Raw genomic sequence first — 635 nt, 5'->3', positions numbered from 1 at the left:
TGTCTGTCCTCTAATTTATTATAAAATTCCTTAATATCTTGGAAGTCTTTAAAGGCTTCTTTATAATCATTTGAACATTTAATTCCGACTGTATTTTCAGCCTTTTTTCCTACATAGTCTAAGACACCTTTTGAGCCACCTATATTTTTACTACTTTTATCTATCGCTTTAAAGATTGCCATAGGTCATCTAACTCCTTTTGAATTTCCCTAAAATCTGATATAGTTTTACTGTTACATTTTTTAGCTATTTGGTTAAGGTTATTTCCTATGCTTACTTTTAGTCTAAAAATATCTTTTAAATTCTCGTTTAATTCCTGAATATCTCCTAGCATATTTTTTCTTATTAAAACTCTTACAAATTCATTCTTTGTTACTCCATATAATTTAGCTTGAGTTTCAAGCAAATTATAATCTTCTTCATCTAGTCTTAATGATAAATTTTTCTTCAAAAAATTTATACCTCCTTTCCTGCTTTTAGCAGGGGTTTTTAGGGGGACTGCAATCCCCATAAACGAGCGTAAATGATGACAAATTGATTTATCAATTTGACGTCATTTACAGTGTGCTCGCTTCCTTAATTTTACTTAATATATATTAAGTATACCTCTTATTTTTTGACTTGTCAAAAATTAA

The 635-nt window shown here is 28.5% G+C and carries 1 protein-coding gene and 1 pseudogene; both read right to left on the bottom strand.

Going from position 1 to position 635, the window contains the following annotated elements; genetic code table 11:
• Positions 1-182: pseudogene (locus tag ABNK64_RS11165) on the bottom strand (relaxase/mobilization nuclease domain-containing protein); the annotation flags it as partial.
• Complete coding sequence (locus ABNK64_RS11160) at positions 161-451, bottom strand: plasmid mobilization protein (RefSeq protein WP_026674108.1); 291 nt, start codon at positions 449-451, stop codon at positions 161-163. The gene ABNK64_RS11160 and the pseudogene ABNK64_RS11165, both read right to left, overlap by 22 nt.
• Between the last annotated feature and the right edge of the window lie 184 nt (positions 452-635).

Source organism: Fusobacterium sp. SYSU M8D902, from assembly GCF_040199715.1.
Taxonomy (GTDB): domain Bacteria; phylum Fusobacteriota; class Fusobacteriia; order Fusobacteriales; family Fusobacteriaceae; genus Fusobacterium_A.
This window is presented reverse-complemented; position numbering and strand designations above follow the sequence as displayed.